The sequence below is a fragment of the Nonomuraea cypriaca genome (assembly GCF_015645445.1).
In the GTDB taxonomy this organism is placed as follows: domain Bacteria; phylum Actinomycetota; class Actinomycetes; order Streptosporangiales; family Streptosporangiaceae; genus Nonomuraea; species Nonomuraea cypriaca.
In genome coordinates this window covers 1-18,559 of sequence record NZ_JADOGI010000206.1, presented here as the reverse complement: position 1 = coordinate 18,559, position 18,559 = coordinate 1, and the positions used below count along the sequence as shown (strand labels likewise).

Annotated in this window: 31 protein-coding genes; 1 reads left to right on the top strand and 30 read right to left on the bottom strand. The window is 65.9% G+C overall.

The features are described 5' to 3' along the window. Positions 1 to 159: 159 nt before the first annotated feature. Entirely contained in the window at positions 160 to 882 is a 723-nt protein-coding gene (locus ITP53_RS43190) for a hypothetical protein (RefSeq protein WP_195901269.1), read from the top strand. A gap of 78 nt (positions 883 to 960) precedes the next feature. On the opposite strand, the gene truA is transcribed toward ITP53_RS43190, so the two are convergent. From truA to rplB, 30 genes are all read right to left on the bottom strand, one after another. Continuing rightward, positions 961 to 1,887: a tRNA pseudouridine(38-40) synthase TruA gene (gene truA / locus ITP53_RS43185; protein ID WP_328817634.1), complete on the bottom strand. Its 927-nt coding sequence runs from the start codon at positions 1,885 to 1,887 to the stop codon at positions 961 to 963. Between the two features lie 79 nt (positions 1,888 to 1,966). Next, positions 1,967 to 2,497: a 50S ribosomal protein L17 gene (gene rplQ / locus ITP53_RS43180; RefSeq protein WP_195901267.1), complete on the bottom strand. Its 531-nt coding sequence runs from the start codon at positions 2,495 to 2,497 to the stop codon at positions 1,967 to 1,969. 358 nt (positions 2,498 to 2,855) lie between these two features. Next, on the bottom strand, positions 2,856 to 3,872 hold the full coding sequence (locus ITP53_RS43175; RefSeq protein WP_189126373.1) for a DNA-directed RNA polymerase subunit alpha: 1,017 nt from the start codon (positions 3,870 to 3,872) through the stop codon (positions 2,856 to 2,858). A gap of 106 nt (positions 3,873 to 3,978) precedes the next feature. Then, positions 3,979 to 4,605 carry a 30S ribosomal protein S4 gene (gene rpsD, locus ITP53_RS43170; RefSeq protein WP_195901266.1) on the bottom strand — a complete coding sequence of 209 codons (627 nt, stop codon included), beginning with the start codon at positions 4,603 to 4,605 and terminating at the stop codon, positions 3,979 to 3,981. Between the two features lie 22 nt (positions 4,606 to 4,627). Then, positions 4,628 to 5,032 carry a 30S ribosomal protein S11 gene (gene rpsK / locus ITP53_RS43165; RefSeq protein WP_020542285.1) on the bottom strand — a complete coding sequence of 135 codons (405 nt, stop codon included), beginning with the start codon at positions 5,030 to 5,032 and terminating at the stop codon, positions 4,628 to 4,630. A 120-nt stretch (positions 5,033 to 5,152) separates the two neighbouring features. Further along, on the bottom strand, positions 5,153 to 5,533 hold the full coding sequence (gene rpsM / locus ITP53_RS43160) for a 30S ribosomal protein S13 (RefSeq protein WP_195901264.1): 381 nt from the start codon (positions 5,531 to 5,533) through the stop codon (positions 5,153 to 5,155). A 219-nt stretch (positions 5,534 to 5,752) separates the two neighbouring features. After that, on the bottom strand, positions 5,753 to 5,866 hold the full coding sequence (gene rpmJ, locus ITP53_RS43155) for a 50S ribosomal protein L36 (RefSeq protein ID WP_003956441.1): 114 nt from the start codon (positions 5,864 to 5,866) through the stop codon (positions 5,753 to 5,755). 24 nt (positions 5,867 to 5,890) lie between these two features. Beyond that, entirely contained in the window at positions 5,891 to 6,112 is a 222-nt protein-coding gene (gene infA / locus ITP53_RS43150) for a translation initiation factor IF-1 (RefSeq protein ID WP_030451477.1), read from the bottom strand. 342 nt (positions 6,113 to 6,454) lie between these two features. Continuing rightward, entirely contained in the window at positions 6,455 to 6,859 is a 405-nt protein-coding gene (locus ITP53_RS43145; RefSeq protein WP_195901262.1) for a hypothetical protein, read from the bottom strand. Between the two features lie 103 nt (positions 6,860 to 6,962). Next, on the bottom strand, positions 6,963 to 7,391 hold the full coding sequence (locus tag ITP53_RS43140) for a DUF1707 SHOCT-like domain-containing protein (RefSeq protein WP_195901261.1): 429 nt from the start codon (positions 7,389 to 7,391) through the stop codon (positions 6,963 to 6,965). An 18-nt stretch (positions 7,392 to 7,409) separates the two neighbouring features. Further along, positions 7,410 to 8,219, bottom strand: a complete 810-nt coding sequence (map, locus tag ITP53_RS43135; protein WP_195901260.1) for a type I methionyl aminopeptidase — start codon at positions 8,217 to 8,219, stop codon at positions 7,410 to 7,412. Positions 8,220 to 8,328: 109 nt separating this feature from the next. Next, positions 8,329 to 8,979 (bottom strand): adenylate kinase, encoded by a 651-nt coding sequence (locus tag ITP53_RS43130; protein ID WP_195901258.1) that lies wholly within the window; start codon positions 8,977 to 8,979, stop codon positions 8,329 to 8,331. Next, the gene (gene secY, locus ITP53_RS43125) at positions 8,979 to 10,283 is read right to left on the bottom strand and encodes a preprotein translocase subunit SecY (RefSeq protein ID WP_195901257.1); all 1,305 of its coding nucleotides are present in this window, start codon (positions 10,281 to 10,283) and stop codon (positions 8,979 to 8,981) included. The genes ITP53_RS43130 and secY overlap by 1 nt, the downstream gene beginning before the upstream one ends. Positions 10,284 to 10,449: 166 nt before the next feature. After that, positions 10,450 to 10,905 carry a 50S ribosomal protein L15 gene (gene rplO / locus ITP53_RS43120; protein WP_195901256.1) on the bottom strand — a complete coding sequence of 152 codons (456 nt, stop codon included), beginning with the start codon at positions 10,903 to 10,905 and terminating at the stop codon, positions 10,450 to 10,452. Between the two features lie 2 nt (positions 10,906 to 10,907). Then, on the bottom strand, positions 10,908 to 11,090 hold the full coding sequence (gene rpmD / locus ITP53_RS43115) for a 50S ribosomal protein L30 (protein WP_080043226.1): 183 nt from the start codon (positions 11,088 to 11,090) through the stop codon (positions 10,908 to 10,910). 2 nt (positions 11,091 to 11,092) lie between these two features. Next, complete coding sequence (rpsE, locus tag ITP53_RS43110) at positions 11,093 to 11,722, bottom strand: 30S ribosomal protein S5 (protein ID WP_132509678.1); 630 nt, start codon at positions 11,720 to 11,722, stop codon at positions 11,093 to 11,095. A gap of 28 nt (positions 11,723 to 11,750) precedes the next feature. Further along, positions 11,751 to 12,134 (bottom strand): 50S ribosomal protein L18, encoded by a 384-nt coding sequence (rplR, locus tag ITP53_RS43105; RefSeq protein WP_195901254.1) that lies wholly within the window; start codon positions 12,132 to 12,134, stop codon positions 11,751 to 11,753. Positions 12,135 to 12,136: 2 nt separating this feature from the next. Further along, positions 12,137 to 12,679: a 50S ribosomal protein L6 gene (gene rplF / locus ITP53_RS43100; protein ID WP_195901253.1), complete on the bottom strand. Its 543-nt coding sequence runs from the start codon at positions 12,677 to 12,679 to the stop codon at positions 12,137 to 12,139. 16 nt (positions 12,680 to 12,695) lie between these two features. Then, positions 12,696 to 13,094: a 30S ribosomal protein S8 gene (rpsH, locus tag ITP53_RS43095; RefSeq protein ID WP_106253393.1), complete on the bottom strand. Its 399-nt coding sequence runs from the start codon at positions 13,092 to 13,094 to the stop codon at positions 12,696 to 12,698. Positions 13,095 to 13,310: 216 nt separating this feature from the next. After that, complete coding sequence (locus ITP53_RS43090; protein WP_195901251.1) at positions 13,311 to 13,496, bottom strand: type Z 30S ribosomal protein S14; 186 nt, start codon at positions 13,494 to 13,496, stop codon at positions 13,311 to 13,313. 5 nt (positions 13,497 to 13,501) lie between these two features. Further along, a complete protein-coding gene (rplE, locus tag ITP53_RS43085) occupies positions 13,502 to 14,077 on the bottom strand; it encodes a 50S ribosomal protein L5 (protein ID WP_106253395.1) in 576 nt (191 codons plus the stop codon). Continuing rightward, a complete protein-coding gene (rplX, locus tag ITP53_RS43080) occupies positions 14,077 to 14,367 on the bottom strand; it encodes a 50S ribosomal protein L24 (protein WP_207757240.1) in 291 nt (96 codons plus the stop codon). The genes rplE and rplX overlap by 1 nt, the downstream gene beginning before the upstream one ends. An 11-nt stretch (positions 14,368 to 14,378) precedes the next feature. Continuing rightward, positions 14,379 to 14,750, bottom strand: coding sequence for a 50S ribosomal protein L14 (gene rplN / locus ITP53_RS43075; RefSeq protein ID WP_106253399.1), 372 nt, complete (start codon positions 14,748 to 14,750; stop codon positions 14,379 to 14,381). Between the two features lie 366 nt (positions 14,751 to 15,116). Next, on the bottom strand, positions 15,117 to 15,419 hold the full coding sequence (gene rpsQ, locus ITP53_RS43070) for a 30S ribosomal protein S17 (protein WP_195901248.1): 303 nt from the start codon (positions 15,417 to 15,419) through the stop codon (positions 15,117 to 15,119). After that, a complete protein-coding gene (rpmC, locus tag ITP53_RS43065; protein WP_138694754.1) occupies positions 15,412 to 15,648 on the bottom strand; it encodes a 50S ribosomal protein L29 in 237 nt (78 codons plus the stop codon). The genes rpsQ and rpmC overlap by 8 nt, the downstream gene beginning before the upstream one ends. Beyond that, positions 15,648 to 16,067 (bottom strand): 50S ribosomal protein L16, encoded by a 420-nt coding sequence (rplP, locus tag ITP53_RS43060; protein ID WP_195901247.1) that lies wholly within the window; start codon positions 16,065 to 16,067, stop codon positions 15,648 to 15,650. The genes rpmC and rplP overlap by 1 nt, the downstream gene beginning before the upstream one ends. Positions 16,068 to 16,069: 2 nt before the next feature. After that, entirely contained in the window at positions 16,070 to 16,921 is an 852-nt protein-coding gene (gene rpsC / locus ITP53_RS43055) for a 30S ribosomal protein S3 (RefSeq protein WP_195901246.1), read from the bottom strand. Further along, positions 16,921 to 17,274, bottom strand: coding sequence for a 50S ribosomal protein L22 (rplV, locus tag ITP53_RS43050; RefSeq protein WP_195901244.1), 354 nt, complete (start codon positions 17,272 to 17,274; stop codon positions 16,921 to 16,923). The genes rpsC and rplV overlap by 1 nt, the downstream gene beginning before the upstream one ends. A 31-nt stretch (positions 17,275 to 17,305) precedes the next feature. After that, positions 17,306 to 17,584, bottom strand: coding sequence for a 30S ribosomal protein S19 (rpsS, locus tag ITP53_RS43045; protein WP_195901242.1), 279 nt, complete (start codon positions 17,582 to 17,584; stop codon positions 17,306 to 17,308). An 11-nt stretch (positions 17,585 to 17,595) separates the two neighbouring features. After that, complete coding sequence (gene rplB / locus ITP53_RS43040) at positions 17,596 to 18,432, bottom strand: 50S ribosomal protein L2 (RefSeq protein ID WP_195901241.1); 837 nt, start codon at positions 18,430 to 18,432, stop codon at positions 17,596 to 17,598. Positions 18,433 to 18,559 lie beyond the last annotated feature (127 nt).

The window sequence follows — 18,559 nt, the reverse complement described above, 5'->3', positions numbered from 1 at the left end:
AACAAGCTGCCCGACCTCCCCTTCCCCTGAGACACCTGGGGGCAGTAGCCCTCGCCGGGAGGCGGCGGCGGCCCGGCGTTCGCATCTGGAGCGTTCAAACAGCCGCCTTTCCAGATCCCGCCCCCACCCACGAACCGCCCGGGCAAGAGCAAGCGGGCCTTGTTCGTCACGCTGGGCGCGCTGGCCCTGGCAGGCGTCGCCACAGGCGGCTTCTTCGCCTTCCAGGCGGTGAGCAACCCAGCAGCCACCACCACCGCCGCCCGCCCCACAACATCCTCAGCACCGCCCAGCGCCGAGGGAGGGGGGAGCCCCGAGGGGGAGGCAAGCCCGCCCGCCGACGTACCAGGCACGTCCATGCTCAACTCGGAGGAGACCGACCCGCAGAAGTTGTCGTTGTCCGAGGCGTTCCCCAAGAAGAAGGTGAACGCGGCGGGGGCCACGTTCACCCGGGTCAAGGCCGACATGGAGACGAGCTGCGAGAAGGCCGCCGCAGGCGCGTTCGCCGATGCGCTGAAAGAACAGAAGTGCAGCCGGGTGCTCAGAGCCACGTACGTCGACAGCAAGCGCCGCTACGCCGTCACCACGGGCATCGCCGTACTACCGGTCAAGGACGCGGCCACGACCGCCGACGAGGCGAAGGACCTCGACCGCAACGTCTGGTTCCGCCCCCTGCCCGGCGCGGCCGGCACGGGGAGCGATCGGGTGCACATCGCCGGCGGCTACGCGGCCGGTCTCGTGTGGGGCCGCTACATCGTCTTCAGCTACGCCACGTACGCCGACGGCCACACCCCGGCCGCCAAGGAAAAGGCACTACCCAAGGTTAGCGGCGCCTTCCGCGACCAGACCTCACTCGTCCTGGAACGCCGAGTCACCAGGGACTGACTGACGACGAAGCCCTGTCAGGCCAAGTCACCAGGAACTGACGACGGGAGCTCCGTCAGGAAGACGACGAACACAACGTCAGAAAAACGATTCCCCAAGAGGGCGCCCGTCAGGATGAGGCCGCGGATCCATCACAGGGGGATCCATCACGGGCGGATCCGTCACGGTACGCACCCGCCGCGTGGCCAGCGCCCGTGCGGCCAGCTCCTCATCGGCCGGATAACCCACCTCTTCCAGGCACAGCCCGTGCGCGGGCGCCACATGCACCCCTGAGTCGCGTACGGCCCGCGTCAGCACCTCGCCCGGCCACTCCACCGGCCGGCGGCCGTCACCGGCGGCCAGCAGCGAGCCGATCAGCGCCCGCACCATCGAGTGGCAGAACGCGTCCGCCACGACGGTCGCCACCAGCACCCCGTCCGGTTCGCGTGCCCAATCCAGCCGCTGCAGCTCCCTGATCGTCGTCGCCCCCTCGCGCTTCTTGCAGAACGCCGCGAAGTCGTGCTCGCCGATCAGCCGGGCCGCCGCCGCGTTGAGCGCATCGAAGTCCAGCGGCCGGTTGTGCCAGACCACCTCTCGGCGCCGCAACGGATCCACGCCCCCCACCGCATCGCTCACCCGGTACGCATACCGCCGGAACATCGCCGAGAATCGTGCGTCAAAGCCCTCAGGAGCCACCGAGACTCGATAAACCCGTGCATCTGGGCCCATGACCCCGCCCAGCCGTCTCACGAGCGCAGAGAGCCGCTCATCCACGCACAGCGGCCCCCGGTTCCCATCGAGCTCGGCCAGCGCCGCGTCGGGCAGGTCCACATGGGCGACCTGGCCACGCGCATGCACCCCGGCGTCGGTACGGCCGGCCACGGTCAACAGAGCGGGCTCGCCGAGGCGCAGGATCCGGCCGAGCGCCTCCTCGATCTCCCCCTGAACCGTACGGCGGCCAGGCTGCCTGGCCCAGCCGGAAAAGTCGGTACCGTCGTACGCGAGATCGAGGCGAAGCCGTACCACGATCATCCTCCTTCATGCGAAACGGGCCCGGAACCCCTTCATCAGGGGGTCACGGGCCCGTTTCAGCCGACCTGAGAGATCAGGCCTCGTCCTTCTTCGCCTCAGCCTCGGCGGCTGGGGTCTCCTCGGCGGCCTCAGCCTTGGGAGCCTCAGCGGCCTCCTCGGCCTTGGGAGCCTCGGTCTCCTCCGCAGCCGGAGCGGGCGCCGCCGCGGCGGCGGGAGCCTCGGTGCGGCGGGTCGTGACCGCGTTCAGCGGCTCGGTCACCAGCTCGATGACCGCCATCGGGGCGTTGTCGCCCTTACGCGGACCGACCTTGGTGATACGGGTGTAGCCACCGGGCCGCTCGGCGAACGTCGTCGCGATCTCCGTGAAGAGGTGGTGCACGACGCCCTTGTCCTTGACGACGCTCAGGACCTGGCGACGGTTGTGGATGTCGCCCTTCTTCGCCTTGGTGATCAGACGCTCCGCCACCGGACGCAGGCGCTTGGCCTTCGTGACGGTGGTGCGGATCTTGCCGTGACGGAACAGATCGGTGGCCAGGTTGGCCAGGATCAGCCGCTCGTGCGCCGGGCTGCCGCCAAGACGTGCACCCTTGGTGGGCTTGGGCATTTCATCTCTCCTTGTAAGTTAACCCGCCCCGGCCGTACCAGGTACCGAAGTCAGGCTCACGCGCTCACGCCCGACCCGCCCCGCGCTTGCACGCGACCCAAGCCAGCGCTCACGCGCGATTCATACCAGTCCTGCGCTTGCGCGCGGTTGGTTGCCGCGCTTACGCGCGATCTTGTAACCGCAGTTGAGGAATCGCGAAGCTATTCCTCAACTGCCAGGAAGATCGGAGATCTTCCTGAAGTAAGACGCCCCGAAGGGCCGATGCAGTTGTCGGCCGCAGGCGACCATATGGGGGGAACTCGGGGGGCACAGCCCCCCGAGCGAGCAATATTAAGTTCATAGGCCGAAGGCCATGAACTTAATATTGCTCGGTCTCGACGTAGGCGCTGTCGTCATCGTCGTAGCCGGCCCCGGCCACCGCGCTCGGGTCGAACCCGGGCGGGGAGTCCTTGAGCGCCAGCGACATCTCGTGCAGCTTCTGCTTGACCTCTTCGATCGACTTGGCGCCGAAGTTGCGGATGTCCAGCAGGTCCTGCTCGCTGCGGGCGACGAGTTCGCCCACGGTGTGGATGCCCTCGCGCTTGAGGCAGTTGTACGACCGAACGGTGAGGTTGAGCTCCTCGATCGGCAGCGCCAGGTCGGCGGCCAGGGCGGCGTCGGTCGGCGACGGGCCGATGTCGATGCCCTCGGCCTCGACGTTGAGCTCACGGGCCAGGCCGAAGAGCTCGACGAGCGTCTTACCGGCGGAGGCCACCGCGTCGCGGGGCTTCATCGCCGGCTTGGTCTCGACGTCGAGGATGAGGCGGTCGAAGTCGGTACGCTGCTCGACTCGGGTCGCCTCGACCTTGTAGGTGACCTTGAGCACCGGGGAGTAGATCGAGTCGATCGGAATGCGACCGATCTCCTGACCCGGCTGCTTGTTCTGGGCGGCGGAGACGTAGCCGCGACCGCGCTCGACGGTCAGCTCCATCTCCAGCTTCGCCTTGCCGTTGAGCGTGGCGATGCGCAGCTCGGGGTTGTGCACCTCGACACCGGCCGGCGGCGCGATGTCGGCGGCGGTGACCTCACCCGGGCCCTGCTTGCGCAGGTACATCACGACCGGCTCGTCGTGCTCGGAGGAGACGACCAGTTCCTTGAGGTTCAGGATGATGTCGGTGACGTCTTCCTTGACCCCGGGAACGGTCGAGAACTCGTGCAGGACGCCCTCGATACGGATGCTCGTCACGGCCGCGCCCGGAATGGACGACAGCAGCGTGCGGCGCAGCGAGTTGCCGATGGTGTAGCCGAATCCCGGCTCCAGCGGCTCGATGACGAATCGGGATCGGGTGTCGTCGATCGACTCTTCGAGAAGAGTCGGGCGCTGAGCGATCAGCATGTGCGGGATCTCCCCTTTTTCGTGTGGCGCCCGCTATATGACGCCACTCCGATGAACAGCTTAGTCCGGGTACGCAAATCCGTACCCGGACTAGACGAGCGAGTGACTACTTCGAGTAGTACTCGACGATGAGCTGCTCCTGGACCTGGGTGTCGATCTGCTGCCGAACCGGCAGCTGGTGAACCAGGACGCGGAGCTTCTCCGGCACGACGCCGAGCCACGCGGGAACCGTGCGGTCGCCCGCGGTCGCCCGAGCGACCTCGTACGGCAGCAGGTTGCGCTTGGTCTCGCGGACCTCGACGATGTCGTGCTCGCGAACGCGGTAGGACGGAATGTCCACCTTCTTGCCGTTCACCATGATGTGGCCGTGACGGACCTGCTGGCGAGCGGCGTCACGCGACTGGGCGAAGCCGGCGCGGTAGACGACGTTGTCGAGGCGGCTCTCCAGGATCTGGAGCAGAACCTCACCCGACTTGCCGCTCTTGCCCGCAGCCTCCTCGTAGTAGTTGCGGAACTGCTTCTCGAGGACGCCGTAGATGCGGCGGGTCTTCTGCTTCTCACGAAGCTGAAGCTGGTACTCGGACTCCTTGGGGCGTCCGCGGCCGTGCTCACCCGGCGGGTAAGGACGGATCTCGATGGGGCACTTGGCGGACTCGCACTTGCTGCCCTTGAGGAAGAGCTTGGTCTTCTCTCGACGGCAGAGCTTGCAGTCCGCGCCCGTGTAACGAGCCATTTCTCAATATCTCCTGGGAAATTCAGACGCGGCGGCGCTTCGGCGGACGGCAGCCGTTGTGCGGAACGGGCGTGACGTCCTGGATCGAACCCACCTCGAGGCCGGTGGCCTGGAGCGAGCGGATCGCGGTCTCGCGGCCGGAGCCCGGCCCCTTGACGAAGACGTCGACCTTGCGCATGCCGTGCTCCATGGCGCGGCGCGCGGCGTTCTCCGCGGCCATCTGAGCGGCGAACGGGGTGGACTTACGGGAGCCCTTGAAACCCACGTGGCCGGCGCTGGCCCAGGAGATCACGTTCCCGTTGGGGTCGGTGATCGAGACGATCGTGTTGTTGAACGTGCTCTTGATATGGGCGTGCCCATGAGCGACGTTCTTCTTCTCCTTGCGGCGCACCTTCTTCGGCGCACCCTGGCGGCTCTTAGGAGGCATTGCTTGCCTTCACTCCTGAGGTCTTCGGTCCCGCGGCTGTGTTTAGTGGTCGCGCTCACTCGGCCCTCGCTGGTCACGCGAGCTACCGCTCTCGGGCCTGAGCGTTCACGCTCCGGTGGACTACTTCTTACCGGGCTTCTTCTTACCGGCCACGGTCTTCTTCTTGCCCTTACGGGTGCGCGCGTTGGTCTGCGTACGCTGACCGTGCACGGGCAGGCCCTTGCGGTGCCTGATGCCCTGGTAGCAACCGATTTCGATCTTGCGGCGAATGTCGGCCTGGACCTCGCGGCGCAGGTCACCCTCGATCTTGTAGTTCGCCTCGATGTAGTCACGCATCGGGACGAGCTCCGTGTCGCTGAGCTGGTGCACGCGGATGTCACCGCTGACACCGGTGGCCTCGAGGATCTCGAGGGCACGGGTGCGGCCGATTCCGTAAATGTAGGTGAGAGCGATCTCCAGCCGCTTCTCGCGGGGGAGGTCGACGCCAACCAGGCGAGCCATGGTCGGGCATTCTCCTTCTTTGTGGCGGAGGTCTTGCGCCTCACTGCCCCTCCCCAATGCCCGGGGTGAGGGCCCCGGCCTCCGACCGGGGGTCTCCCGAGTGGTCCGGGCCTTTGAAAAGCCCGCCTGCTCAGGTGTGAAACGCGATTACTTGCTCGAGGCTCCTCATGCGTCGAGCCCGCTCCCTCACGGGGCGGACTCGGAGAAGCCTTGCGGCGACTAGCCCTGGCGCTGCTTGTGGCGCAGGTTGTCGCAGATCACCATGACGCGACCGTGCCGGCGGATCACCTTGCACTTGTCGCAGATCTTCTTGACGCTCGGCTTTACCTTCATTGTCCTTTGTGTTCCTCAGACGTCTTACTTGTATCGGTAGACGATCCGCCCACGAGTGAGGTCGTAGGGGCTCAGTTCAACGACGACCCGGTCGTCTGGAAGGATCCGGATGTAGTGCATCCGCATCCGTCCGCTGATGTGGGCCAGGACCTTATGGCCGTTGTCGAGCTGCACCCGGAACATGGCGTTCGGGAGCGACTCAACCACAGTGCCCTCGATCTCGATGGCGCCGTCTTTCTTGGCCAAAATTCCTCACGTTTCACTGATCGGTCGTCTGAGGCTCCGGTTCACTAAGCAGCCGCGACCTCACGCTTCGAAGAGAGCGGCGATCGGCAAGGACCGCCGACGCGTGATAGTCATAGTGAGCCGACTAAGCAGTGTACGACACCCAGACCAAAAACGCGAAAGTGCGTGCCAGGTGTCCTGACACAACCACGTAGCAGTCTACCCCACGCCTCGCGTGCCTTGTGCCACACGGCGGAAGGCCCGCCGGGGAGCCTCGGCGGGCCTTCGCGGGAGCGAGTCCCAGTAGCTCGGGCGCGGGTCCCAGTAGCTCGGGCGCGGGTCCCAGTAGCTCGGGACCGAGTCCTAGTAGATGCGGTGCGCCGCCCCGCAGAACGTGAACTTGCCGCCCCAGCAGGTGTACGTGTAGAGCTTGGTGATGCTGCTCTTCGACCAGATCTCGCTGTAGGAGTTGTTCCAGTCGCGGGAGAACTTGTGCCAGCTGCCGCCGGAGTAATACTTGAACCAGACGTAGCCCCGCTTCGGACTGAACTCCTTGCCGTACCACTTCGTGTAGACCTTGCCGTTCAGCCTCCAGGTCTTGCCGAAGGTGTAGGCCTTGTGGTTGCTGGAGTAGTACTTACCCCAGTTGCCGATCGAGGTGGCCTGCGTGGCGGTGCCGGCGGTGGCCGCCTGGGCGGCGGGGGCGACGGCGAGGCCGGTGAAGGCGATCGAAGCGGTGAGGGCGGTGGCTGCCAGGACCTTGCGCATTTTGGTTTCCTCCGTGATCCGTGTTCTCGACACAGCTCACGTTAGAAATCCCGACATATCCGTACTGCGGATGAATGCACACAGTGCACTACTGCACAAAGCTCTACCGTCGCCTGGAGTCACCGAAAACGGTGCTCATCAGCAGAATCACGCCCCACGGGCCCATGACCCACAGCGGCCAGGGATAGATCACGTGGGTCGACGCGACGCTCACGATCAGCCAGATCACCCAGTTGATGCCGCTGGCCGCGGCCCAGGCTCCCCAGGCCGCCCGCATGCCCGGATGCATGCCGCCGCGCACGGCGGCGGGTGCGGGGTCCGGCTTGGCGACCTGGCGGTGCCGCAGGTCCACGTCGGGCAGGTCCGCCGTCAACCTGGCGAGTTCGCCGTACGTCTTGCTCTTGTACAACTCCTCGAGCCGCTCGTTGAACTCCTCCATCGTGATGCGGCCCTGCGCGGTGTGCTCTCGGAGGATGGCGGCGACCCGGTCACGGTCGACGTCGGAGGCTCGCATCTCGGGGCTGTTCGCCATCCCACCCACTCCTGGTCGTCAGTCCTGCAGTTGGGTCAAGCGCTCTTTGCCACCGTCTAGGGCGGTTAGCACCCAAGGACCATTATGTGTCACCGCGACGCTGTGCTCGAAGTGTGCGGACTGCTTGCCATCGATCGTTATCACGGTCCAGTCGTCGGACAGCACGCGCGTGCGCTCGGTCCCCAGGTTGACCATGGGCTCGATGGCCAGGCACATGCCCGTCTCGAGCACCGGGCCCCGGCCAGGCTTGCCGTGGTTGGCGATCCACGGGTCCATGTGCATCTCCGTGCCGATGCCGTGGCCGCCGTACTCGGGAGGGATGCCGTAGCGGCCCTGCGACTTGACGTACCGCTCCACCTCGTAGCCGATGTCGGACAGGTGACGGCCGGCGGTCAGCGCGGCGATGCCGCGCCACATGGCCTCCTCGGTGACCCGCATCAGCTCCGTCAGCTTGGGGTTCACCTCACCGATCGGCACCGTGACGGCCGAGTCGCCGTGCCAGCCCTCCAGGATGGCGCCGCAGTCGATCGAGATGATGTCGCCCTCGCGCAGCTTGCGGGCGCGGGTCGGGATGCCGTGCACCACCTCGTCGTTCACCGACGCGCAGATCGTCGCTGGAAAGCCCTGGTAGCCCTTGAACGAAGGGATCGCGCCCGCGTCCCTGATCGCCTTCTCGGCGATGCCGTCGAGGTCGAGCGGCGTCATGCCGGGCTCCACCGAGCGCTTCAGCAGGTCGAGCGTGCGTCCGACCACCAGGCCGGCCTCACGCATCTGCTTCAGTTGCTCCGGTGACTTGATCTGGATCCCGTGCCGGTTTCTTTTGAACATCCTCTACCCCCCCGGGTCTCAACGGGCCGCGTGGGGGCCCAATTCCCCCACAATAGCGGCGAGGTGGCACGGAACACCGTGCCACCTCCGCAAGCCGCTCGTATCGGACTTAACCCAGGAAAGGGCGGATCGCCTCCATGGCCCGCTGGGTGACCTCTTCGACCGGGCCGGTCGCGTCCACGCCCACGAGGATGTCCTCGTCGGCGTAGTAGGAGACCAGCGGCGCCGTTTGCTCCTGGTAGACCTCCAGGCGGTGCCTGACGGTCTCCTCCTTGTCGTCGTCACGCTGGAACAGCGCGCCCCCGCACGCGTCACACCTGTCGTCCTTCTTGTCGTCGAACTCGACGTGCCAGATGCGGCCGCACTGACTGCAGGTGCGCCGGCCCGCCAGCCGCCTGACCACCTCGTCGTCGTCCACGACGAGCTCGAGGACGAGGTCCAGCGCCTGGCCCCAGTCCTTGAGCATGTCGCGCAGGATCTCGGCCTGCGCGACGTTCCTCGGGAACCCGTCGAGCAGGAAGCCGTCCTGCGCATCGTCCTCGGAGAGGCGGTCACGGACCATGGCGATGGTGACCTCGTCGGGCACCAGGTCTCCGCGATCCATGTACGTCTTCGCGAGCTTGCCGAGGTCCGTGCCACCCGAGACGTTGGCACGGAAGATGTCACCTGTCGAGATCTTCGGGATAGACAGGTTCGATGCGATGTACTGGGCCTGCGTCCCCTTACCCGCTCCGGGGGGCCCGACCAGAACGAGACGCACTACCGCAGGAAACCTTCGTAGTTGCGCTGCTGCAGCTGGCTCTCGATCTGCTTCACCGTGTCCAGGCCGACGCCTACCATGATCAGAATGCTCGTCCCTCCGAACGGGAAGTTCTGGCTCGCACCGGCAATCGCCAGCGCGACGATCGGGACCATGGAGATCAGACCCAGATAGAGCGCGCCGGGCGCGGTCAGACGGGTGAGCACGAAGTTCAGGTATTCAGCCGTCGGACGGCCGGGGCGGATGCCCGGAATGAACCCACCGTACTTCTTCATGTTGTCGGCGACTTCAGCGGGGTTGAACGTGATGGACACGTAGAAGTACGTGAAGAAGACGATCAACACGAAGAACGTGATCATGTAGATGGGCGTGTCGCCCGTCGCCAGGTTCTGCGAGATCCACCGGATGACCGCGTTGTCGCTGGTCGAGAACAGCGACGTGATGAGCTGCGGCAGATAGAGCAGCGAGGACGCGAAGATGACCGGGATGATGCCGGCCTGGTTGACCTTGAGCGGAATGTACGTGGACGTGCCGCCGTACATTCTGCGGCCGACCATCCGCTTGGCGTACTGGACCGGGATGCGCCGCTGCCCCTGCTCGACGAAGACCACCGCGGCGATCATGAAGACGCCGACCACCATGACGACCGCGAAGGTGAACTTGTTGGCCTGGAAGATGTTGGCGAGCTCGGAGGGGAAGACCGCGACGATCTGCGTGAAGATCAGGATGGACATGCCGTTGCCGACGCCGCGGTCGGTGATGAGCTCACCGAGCCACATGATCACCGATGTACCGGCGGTCATGATGACGACCATCGTGACGATGCCGAAGATGTTGTCGGGGTCGAGCAGCACGTCTTGCTGGCAGTTCGGGAACAGCTGGCCGGTGCGGGCCAGCGCGATGAAGGCGGTCGACTGGAGTACGGCGAGCCCGATGGTCAGATAACGCGTATACTGCGTGATCTTGGTCTGGCCGGACTGGCCTTCCTTCTTGAGCGCCTCGAGACGTGGGATCACCACGACGAGCAGCTGCAGAATGATGCTCGCGGTGATGTACGGCATGATGCCCAGCGCGAACACCGACAGCTTCAGCAGCGCGCCGCCGCTGAACAGCTGGACCATCCCGTAGATGTTGCCGGTTTCGCCACTGCGGGCCTGATCGAAACAGGCGGCGAGGTTCTGGACGTGAACTCCCGGAGTCGGAAGAACCGAGCCGAGACGGAAAAGCGCGATGATGCCCAGGGTGAAGAGCAACTTCTTGCGCAGGTCCGGTGTCCGGAACGCCCGGGTAAACGCGGTCAGCACGGTCCCTCCTGCGCGCCTTTACGGCGGTGTGAGTATGCGATGGTGCGGGGATCTGCCATTGAAGTCTCAGGTCAAACGAGCCGGACAGAATCCTGCCGTCTCGCGAACTCTAACGCACTACGGGCGTGGGGGCATTTGTCAAAGCCCCCACGCCTCGTAATAGCTCTTACAGCTCGGTAACGGAGCCACCTGCGGCGGCGATCTTGTCCTTCGCGGCGGACGAGAAGGCGTGAGCCGAAACGCTCACCGCGACCGAGATCTCACCGGTGCCGAGCACCTTGACAAGCTGGTTCTTGCGAACTGCACCCTTGGCGACCAGCGCCTCGACGGTGACCTCGCCACCCTCGGGGAACAACTCGCCGATCCTGTCGAGGTTGACGACCTGGTAGGTCGTCTTGAACAGCGCGTTGGAGAAGCCCTTGAGCTTCGGCAGACGCCTCTGCAGCGGCACCTGGCCACCCTCGAAACCGAGGGGGACCGTCGTACGGGCGTGGCTGCCCTTGGTGCCGCGACCGGCGGTCTTGCCCTTCGACGCCTCGCCGCGACCCTTGCGGATCTTGGCCTTGTTGGCGCCGGGGGCCGGACGCAGGTCGTGAATCTTGAGCGGAGCGTTGTCAGTCATGACTAGTCGACCTCTTCCACCTCGACGAGGTGCGTCACCACGGAGACCATCCCGCGAATCTCGGGCCGGTCCTCCTTGACGACGACGTCGCCGATTCGCTTCAGGCCAAGCGAACGCAGCGAGTCACGCTGGTTCTGCTTGCCACCGATCTTCGAGCGAACCTGAGTGATCTTCAGGCGTGCCATGACTAGCTCACCGCCTTAGCCGCCGCTGCCTCGGCGATGCCCTCGCGCTGAGCCTTCAGCATTCGGGCCGGGGCGACGTCCTCGATCGGCAGGCCACGGCGGGCGGCGATCTCCTCGGGCCGCGAGAGGCCCTTCAGAGCCGCCACGGTGGCGTGCACGATGTTGATCGGGTTGTCCGAGCCGAGCGACTTGGACAGCACGTCATGGATGCCGGCGCACTCCAGCACCGCACGCACCGGGCCACCGGCGATGACACCGGTACCGGCCGAGGCCGGACGCAGGAAGACGACACCGGCCGCCTCTTCGCCCTGCACCGTGTGCGGGATGGTGCCCTGGATCCTGGGCACCTTGAAGAAGTGCTTCTTCGCCTCTTCGACGCCCTTGGCGATGGCCGCGGGGACTTCCTTGGCCTTGCCATAGCCGACGCCGACCATGCCGTTGCCATCGCCTACGACGACGAGGGCGGTGAAGCTGAAGCGACGACCACCCTTCACGACCTTGGCCACTCGGTTGATCTTCACTACGCGCTCGATGTACGAGACGCCCTTGTCGGCGGCGCCACCGCGGCGATCGTCACGACGGTCCCGCCGCTCGCCACCGGTGCCGCCACCGCGACGCGGAGCTGCAGCCATCAGTGGTTCCTCATCTCAACTGTTGCCATCAGAATTCGAGCCCGCCTTCACGGGCACTGTCCGCCAGGGCGGCGATGCGCCCGGCGTAGCGGTTGCCGCCGCGGTCGAAGACGACCGCCGTGATCCCCGCTTCTTTGGCCCGCTGAGCGAGGAGCTCGCCGACCTTCTTGGCCTTCTCCGTCTTGTCCGCCTCCAGCACGCGCAGCGAGGGGTCCATGGTGGACGCGCTCACCAGCGTGTGGCCGACGGTGTCGTCCACGATCTGGACGAACATGTGACGGGCCGAACGGTTGACGACCAGGCGCGGGCGCGCAGTCGTACCGACGACGTTCTTGCGGACGCGGCGGTGACGGCGGGCCCGCGAGACGGTGCGGGCAGCCGTGTGCTTGCTGAACGCAGTCTTCGGAGCCATGCCTACTTACCAGCCTTTCCGACCTTGCGGCGGATCTGTTCGCCCTGGTAACGCACGCCCTTGCCCTTGTACGGGTCAGGCTTGCGCAACTTGCGGATGTTGGCGGCGACCTCGCCGACCTTCTGCTTGTCGATGCCGTCCACGTGGAACAGGGTCGGCCTCTCGACGCGGAAGGTGACGCCCTCGGGGGCGTCGACGATGACCGGGTGACTGAAGCCCAGTGCGAACTCCAGCTGCGTCGGGCCCTTGGCCTGAACGCGGTAACCGACGCCGACGATCTCCAAGGTCTTGGAGTAGCCCTGTGTGACGCCCTGCACCATGTTGGCGATCAGCGTCCTGGACAGGCCGTGCAGCGCACGGACCTTGTTCTCGTCGTTGGGCCGGGTGACGGCGATGGTGCCGTCCTCGTCACGAGCCACGGAAATGGGCTCGGCGACCTTGTGAGAAAGCGTGCCCTTCGGGCCCTTGACCTGGACATCCCGGCCAGTGATCGTGATGTCTACGCCACCCGGCACAGGGATGGGCAGCCGTCCGATTCGCGACATGCTGTGTTCCTCCCCTCTACCAGACGTAGGCGAGGACTTCCCCGCCCACGCCACGCTTGCCGGCCTGCTTGTCGGTCATGAGGCCGGCGGACGTCGAGATGATCGCGACGCCCAGCCCACCCAGGACTCGAGGCAGGTTGTCCTTCTTCGCATAAACCCGCAGACCGGGCTTGGAAACCCGGCGCAGGCCCGCGAGCGACCGCTCACGGGTAGGCCCGAACTTCAGCTCCACCACGAGGTTCTTGCCAACCTTGGCGTCTTCGACGGTCCAAGCCTGGATGTAACCCTCCTGCTGGAGGATCTCGGCGATGTGCGCCTTGATCTTCGAGTACGGCATCGACACGCTCTCGTGGTACGCCGAATTCGCATTGCGCAGACGTGTGAGCATGTCTGCGATCGGGTCGGTCATCGTCATGGCCAGTGGCCTTCCTCGCCGGGGTTTCCAGTCGGTGAAGCATCGTTCTGCTCTGCCGGTGGACCTACGGCGCGGTCACGGACGCACATGCGTCCTGCTTGTCGGTGGATATATGTGGCAGCCGGTCACCCCGGGGGCGACACGCGGCCGCCCTCAGGGTACCCAACGAGAAACCTGCTCAGCGGCCTGCGGCCGCCTTGCCGATCTCCCGTGGGACTACCAGCTCGACTTGGTGATGCCGGGCAGCTCGCCCCGGTGCGCCATCTCGCGGAAGCACACGCGGCAGAGCCCGAACTTCCTGTAGACCGCGCGCGGCCGGCCGCAGCGTGAGCACCGAGTGTACGCCCGGACGTCGAACTTCTGCTTGCGCCCCGCCTTGGCGATCAGCGACTTCTTCGCCATCTTGGTCAGGCCTCCTTGAACGGGAAGCCGAGGAGCTTCAGCAGCGCCCGGCCCTGGTCGTCGTTCTTCGCCGTGGTCACGATCGTGATGTCCATGCCCCGCGGCCGGTCGACCTTGTCCTGGTCGACCTCGTGGAACATGACCTGCTCGGTCAGACCGAACGTGTAGTTGCCGTTACCGTCGAACTGCTTGGGCGACAGACCGCGGAAGTCCCTGATACGGGGCAGCGCCAGCGCCAGCAGCCGGTCGAGGAACTCCCACATGCGGTCGCCGCGCAGCGTGACGTGCGCGCCGATCGGCATGCCCTCGCGCAGCTTGAACTGCGCGATGGACTTGCGGGCCCGCACGACGGCCGGCTTCTGACCGGTGATCACGGTGAGGTCGCGAACGGCGCCTTCGATGAGCTTGGAGTCGCGAGCCGCCTCGCCGACGCCCATGTTGACCTTGATCTTGGTCAGGGCGGGGATCTGCATGACGTTCTCGATGCCGAACTGCTCGCGAAGCTGGGCCGCGATCTCCTCGCGGTACTTCGTCTTGAGTCGCGGCGTCGGGCGCTCGGTCTCAGTGGTCGTGGCAGTCATCAGCTGTCCTCACCCGTCTCGTCGGCCTTTTCCTCGGCCTTCTTGTCGGCGGGCTTGTCGTCCTTGAGCTTCTTCACGTTGGACACGTGGATGGGAGCCTCCATGGTCTGCACGCCGCCGGTCTTGGCGCCGCGCGGGCCCTGGTGGGTCTCCTTGGTGTGCTTCTTGATCATGTTGACGCCCTCGATCACCACGCGGTCCTCGCGCGGGTACGCGGCGATGACGTGACCCTTGGCACCCTTGTCCTTACCGGCGATGACCTGGACCAGGTCACCCTTCTTCACATGCAACGACTTCGGCATTACAGCACCTCCGGGGCGAGCGAGATGATGCGCATGAACTTCTTGTCGCGCAGCTCCCGGCCGACCGGGCCGAAGATACGAGTGCCACGAGGGTCACCGCTGTCCTTGATGATGACGGCGGCGTTCTCGTCGAAGCGGATGTAGGAGCCGTCGGGCCGACGGCGCTCCTTGACGGTGCGGACGATGACGGCCTTGACCACGTCGCCCTTCTTGACGCCCGTGCTGCCCGGCAGCGCGTCCTTGACAGTGGCGACGATGATGTCGCCGATACCGGCGTAGCGTCGGCCCGAGCCACCGAGAACACGGATGCAAAGGATTTCCTTCGCCCCCGTGTTGTCGGCGACCTTGAGCCGCGACTCCTGCTGGATCACGTTCTACTCCTGTTAGTCGCGCCGGTTCTCCCGCGGGGGCTCCGCCCCCGCGAACCCCCGGAAAGCTTCGTGCTGCGCACGCCTCCTGAGATTCGCAAAAGCGAAGCTTTCGCGCGAACCCCCGGAAAGCTCTGTGCTGCGCACGCCTCCTGAGATTCGCGAAAGCGGAGCTCCCGCGTGAGCCTGGCGGAACCTGCTGTTGTCTTGTTCCCACAGCCACAGCCCCGCCCCCGACACCCCTCAAGGTTGTCAGGTTGCCTGGGGCCGCACCGCAGGCGACGCGAGGTCCTGGTCGGGCCTCGCGTCCTTGGACGCCGTCATGGGGGCTCTGAGAGCCCCCACGGGGCGCGATCTGGGTGAGAGGGCCTACTTGGCCTTCTCCAGGACCTCCACGACCCTCCACCGCTTGGTGGCGGAGAGGGGGCGGGTCTCCATCAGCAGCACGCGGTCGCCGACGCCACAGGCGTTGGCCTCGTCGTGCGCCTTGTACTTGGTCGTACGGCGGATGACCTTGCCGTACAGACGGTGCTTGACGCGGTCCTCGACGGCGACGACGACGGTCTTGTCCATCTTGTCGCTCACGACGAGGCCCTCACGGACCTTGCGGAAGTTCCGCGAGTCGTTCGTCTCGGTGGTCTCGGTTGTCTCTGTGGTCTCGGTCTCAGCCATCGCTCGTCTCCTTCTCGACCGTGACGATGCCCAGCTCGCGCTCACGCATCACGGTGTAGATACGGGCGATCTCGCGGCGGACGGCACGCAACCGCCCGTGGCTCTCCAACTGACCGGTCGCTGACTGGAAGCGAAGGTTGAACAGCTCCTCCTTCGCCTCCTTGAGCTTCTGGACCAGGGTGTCCTGGTCCTCCACTCGCAGCTCGCCGGCGGTCAGGCCCTTAGCCATCACGCCTCACCCACTTCACGCTTAACGATCTTGCACTTCATCGGCAGTTTGTGAATCGCCCTGGTGAGTGCCTCGCGCGCGATCGGCTCGGCGACACCCGACAGCTCGAACATCACCCGTCCGGGCTTGACGTTGGCGATCCACCACTCCGGCGAGCCCTTACCGGAACCCATGCGGGTCTCGGCGGGCTTCTTGGTGAGGGGACGGTCAGGGTAGATGTTGATCCACACCTTGCCGCCACGCTTGATGTGGCGGGTCATCGCAATACGAGCCGACTCGATCTGGCGGTTGGTCACGTAAGAGTGCTCCATCGCCTGGATGCCGAACTCGCCGAACACGACCCTGGTGCCGCCCTTGGCGGCGCCACTGCGGTCGGGCCGGTGCTGCTTGCGGTGCTTGACCCTGCGCGGGATCAGCATGGTCAGCTCCCTTCAGCACCCGGCTGCGCAGCCGGGCCGGTCTCAGGGGCCGCCTGCGCGGCGGCCTCGGTGCGGGGGGCGCGGTCGCCACGGCCACCGCCACCACGACGGGGACGGTCGCCGCCGCCGCCACGACGCGGACGGTCGCCGCCGCCGCCACGACGGTCGTCGCGGTCACGACGCTGGCCGGCCCGAGCACCGGCGGCGGCCGCCTCGCGCTCGGCGCGGCTGGTCGGAGCCTCGCCCTTGTAGATCCAGACCTTCACGCCGATCCGGCCGAAGGTGGTACGGGCCTCGTAGAAGCCGTAGTCGATGTCCGCGCGGAGGGTGTGCAGCGGCACGCGACCCTCGCGGTAGAACTCCGACCGCGACATCTCGGCGCCGCCCAGACGACCGGAGCACTGGACACGGATGCCCTTGGCGCCGGACTTCATGGCGGACTGCATCGCCTTGCGCATGGCACGGCGGAACGAAACCCGGCTGGACAGCTGCTCGGCCACGCCCTGCGCGACGAGCTGCGCGTCGATCTCCGGGTTCTTGACCTCGAGGATGTTGAGCTGGACCTGCTTCTTGGTCAGCTTCTCCAGGTCGCCGCGGATACGGTCCGCCTCGGCGCCGCGTCGGCCGATCACGATGCCCGGACGCGCGGTGTGAATGTCCACCTGCACGCGGTCGGTGGTGCGCTCGATCTCGACCTTGGAGATGCCGGCCCGCTCCATGCCCTTCTGCAGCATGCGACGGATCGCCACGTCCTCGGCGACGTACGACTTGTACAGCTTGTCGGCGTACCACCGGCTCTTGAAGTCGGTCGTGATGCCGAGGCGGAACCCGTGCGGGTTAACCTTCTGGCCCACTATCGGGTCCTTCCCTTCGGCTCGCGGGACTCCACGATCACGGTGATGTGGCTCGTCCGCTTGTTGATCCGATAGGCACGACCCTGTGCACGCGGACGGAACCGCTTCAGCGTCGGGCCCTCGTCGACCCACGCCCGGCTCACGAAGAGCGTCTGGGGGTCGAGATCGAAGTTGTGCTCAGCGTTCGCCATCGCGCTGCTCAGCACCTTGAAAATGGGCTCGCTCGCCGACTGGGGAGCGAACTGCAGCACGGCCTGCGCCTCCGAAGCGGGCAGCCCGCGAATAAGGTCCACCACGCGGCGGGCCTTGAGGGGCGTGACGCGGACGAACCGCGCCTGAGCCCTGGCTTCCATCGCTTACTCCTCTAACTGCTTCTGAAGGCGTCTATCGCCGGCTGCGCCGGTCGTCCTTGACGTGGCTCCGGAACGTCCGCGTGGGCGCGAACTCTCCGAGCTTGTGGCCGATCATCGACTCGGTGATGAACACCGGGACGTGCTTGCGGCCGTCGTGCACGGCGATCGTGTGACCGAGCATGTCGGGCACGATCATGGAGCGCCGCGACCACGTCTTGATGACGGTCTTGGTGCCCTTCTCGTTCTGGACGTCGACCTTCTTCTGAAGGTGATCGTCCACGAAGGGACCCTTCTTAAGGCTACGTGGCATTTCGGCTGCTCCTACCGCTTCTTCCTCTTGCTCCGCCGACGGATGATCAGCCGGTCGCTGGACTTGTTGGCCTGGCGGGTGCGGCCCTCGGGCTTGCCCTTCGGGTTCACCGGGTGGCGACCACCGGAGGTCTTGCCCTCACCACCACCGTGCGGGTGGTCGACAGGGTTCATCGCGACACCGCGGACGGTCGGGCGCTTGCCCTTCCACCGCATACGACCGGCCTTGCCCCAGTTGATGTTGGCCTGCTCGGCGTTGCCGACCTGACCCACCGTGGCGCGGCAGCGCACGTCGACCATGCGCATCTCACCGGACGGCATACGCAGCGTGGCGTACTGGCCTTCCTTGGCGAGCAGCTGGATCTGGGCGCCCGCGGAACGGCCGAGCTTGGCGCCACCACCCGGACGGAGCTCCACCGCGTGGATGAAGGTACCGGTCGGGATGTTGCGCAGCGGCAGGCAGTTGCCCGGCTTGATGTCGGCCCCAGGGCCGTTCTCGATACGGTCGCCCTGCTTGAGGCCCGTCGGCGCGATGATGTAGCGCTTCTCGCCGTCGGCGTAGTGGAGCAGAGCGATATTGGCGGTGCGGTTGGGGTCGTACTCGATGTGAGCGACCTTCGCCGGAATGCCGTCCTTGTCATGCCTACGGAAGTCAATGATCCGGTAGGCGCGCTTGTGACCGCCGCCCTGGTGGCGAGCGGTGACCCGGCCGTGTACGTTGCGGCCGCCCTTGCTGTGAAGGGGCGCAAGCAACGACTTCTCAGGCGTGCTGCGGGTGATCTCGGAGAAGTCCGAGACACTCGACCCGCGGCGACCCGGAGTCGTCGGCTTGTACTTACGGATGCCCATCTTTTTCGTTCATCCTTCACTAAGAAATCCAACGGATTTCTTGGTCTGAATATCAGTGCAAAGCGCCTAGCCTTTGATCCCTTATCGCCGAAGGCGATGTCGGGGGGGTCGCGGGGGGCAGAGCCCC